Genomic DNA, 2,500 nt, shown 5'->3' on the forward strand with positions numbered 1-2,500 from the left:
GAGCCGAAGCGAAAGCGAGTTCTAACAGAGCGCTTAGTCAGTGGGGGTAGACGCGAAACTTTGTGATCTATCCATGGGCAGGTTGAAGGTTTGGTAACACAAACTGGAGGACCGAACTCATTAGCGTTGAAAAGCTATGGGATGACCTGTGGATAGGGGTGAAAGGCCAATCAAACTGAGAGATAGCTCGTTCTCCCCGAAATGTTTTTAGGAACAGCCTTGGATTACAGACGTATCATAGAGGTAGAGCTACTAATTGGGCTAGGGGGCTTCACCGCCTACCAAACCCTAATAAACTCCGAATGCTATGATATACTCTCCAGGAGTGAGGCTGCGGGCGCTAAGGTCCGTGGCCGAGAGGGAAATAACCCAGATTAACAGCTAAGGTCCCTAAACGTATGTTAAGTTGAACAAACGAAGTTCAAACCCTAAAACAGCCAGGATGTTGGCTTGGAAGCAGCCATTCATTTAAAGAGTGCGTAACAGCTCACTGGTCGAGGGTTTGGGCACGGAAAATAATCGGGCATCAAACATACTACCGAAGCTTTAGGATTGTACGTAAGTATGATCGGTAGGGGAGCATTCCAATCTGCATCGAAGGTGTGTCGCGAGGCATGCTGGAGCGTTTGGAAAAGAAAATGTAGGCATAAGTAACGATAAAAAAGATGAAAAATCTTTTCGCCGTAAGACTAAGGGTTCCTGATCAACGCTAATCGGATCAGGGTTAGTCGGGTCCTTAGGCAAACCCGAGAGGGGTAGCTGATGGCAAACTGGTGAATATTCCAGTACCTGTTATAATTTCGATGGGGTGACGGAGTAGTGAAAGGATCGCGCACTTACGGAATAGTGCGTTAAAGGGTGTAGTTATAGGTTGTGTTGGAAAATCCGCACGATTTGATGAACCTGATAGTACAGCAAAGCTTCGGCGGCGCTGATAGTATCCCTAAACAGACTTCCAAGAAAACCCTCTAAGGTTAGGTTATAACAGCCCGTACCGTAAACCGACACAGGTAGTCGAGGAGAATATCCTAAGGCGCTCGAGTGATCCGTGGTAAAGGAACTAGGCAAATTGACGCTGTAACTTCGGGATAAGGCGTACCGCAGTAATGCGGTCTCAGTAAAATGGTGCAACCAACTGTTTAACAAAAACACAGGGCCCTGCAAAATCGTAAGATGACGTATAGAGCCTGATACCTGCCCGGTGCTGGAAGGTTAAGGAAGGATGTTCGGCGCAAGCCAAAGCTTCTGACTGAAGCCCCAGTAAACGGCGGCCGTAACTATAACGGTCCTAAGGTAGCGAAATTCCTTGTCGGGTAAGTTCCGACCTGCACGAATGGTCTAATGAGTTGCACACTGTCTCTACCACGAGCTCGGTGAAATTGTAGTATCGGTGAAGATGCCGGTTAATCGCAACGGGACGGAAAGACCCCGTGAACCTTCACTACAACTTAACATTGATTTTGAACCACAGATGTGTAGGATAGTTGGGAGACTATGAAGCGGCTTCGCCAGGAGTCGTGGAGTCAACGTTGAAATACCAACCTTCTGTTGTTTAGAGTCTAACCCGTGTAACGGGGACATTGTTTGGTGGGTAGTTTGACTGGGGTGGTCGCCTCCTAAAAAGTAACGGAGGCTCGCAAAGGTACCCTCAGTACGGTTGGTAATCGTACGTAGAGCGCATTAGTATAAGGGTGCTTGACTGTGAGGCCAACAAGCCGAGCAGGTGCGAAAGCAGGCTAAAGTGATCCGGCGGTTCTGTATGGAAGGGCCGTCGCTCAAAGGATAAAAGGTACTCCGGGGATAACAGGCTGATCTCCCCCAAGAGCTCATATCGACGGGGAGGTTTGGCACCTCGATGTCGGTTCGTCACATCCTGGGGCTGGAGAAGGTCCCAAGGGTTCGGCTGTTCGCCGATTAAAGTGGCACGTGAACTGGGTTCAGAACGTCGCAAGACAGTTCGGTCCCTATCTGTTGTGATCGTTAGTAAATTGAGAGGACATGACCTTAGTACGAGAGGACCGGGTCGTACGTACCGCTGGTGTATCTGTTGTGCCGCCAGGTGCAGTGCAGAGTAGCTATGTACGGACAGGATAAACGCTGAAAGCATCTAAGCGTGAAACCTTCCTTAAGATGAGTTTACTTTTAAGGGTCGTCGGAGACTACGACGTTGATAGGCTACAGGTGTAAAGGTGGTAACATCAAAGCCGAGTAGTACTAATTGCCCGTAAGCTTTAATTTTATTTTGATATCGTTGTACAACTATTCCCAATATGTAAAATATTAGTCTGAACATGGTCTAAAGATCATAGGATGTAAGATCTTATGGTGGTTTTGCCGAGGGTGTTCACCTCTTCCCATTCCGAACAGAGAAGTTAAGCCCCTCATGGCCGATGGTACTGCACCACAATGCGGGAGAGTAGGTAGCCGCCATATTTATTTAAGAAAAGTCCCGGTGTATGCCGGGACTTTTTCTTTCTCTATAAGTGGAGGCCGCACTCAA

The 2,500-nt window shown here is 48.1% G+C and carries 2 rRNA genes (1 of these 2 cut by a window edge); both read left to right on the forward strand.

The window, feature by feature from the left end:
* Positions 1–2,238: ribosomal RNA gene (locus tag MKQ68_RS25475) — 23S ribosomal RNA — on the forward strand; it begins 645 nt to the left of the window's first position.
* 83 nt (positions 2,239–2,321) lie between these two features.
* Positions 2,322–2,433: ribosomal RNA gene (gene rrf / locus MKQ68_RS25480) — 5S ribosomal RNA — on the forward strand.
* Positions 2,434–2,500: the final 67 nt, after the last annotated feature.

Origin of the sequence: Chitinophaga horti, from assembly GCF_022867795.2 — a bacterium.
GTDB lineage: Bacteria > Bacteroidota > Bacteroidia > Chitinophagales > Chitinophagaceae > Chitinophaga > Chitinophaga horti.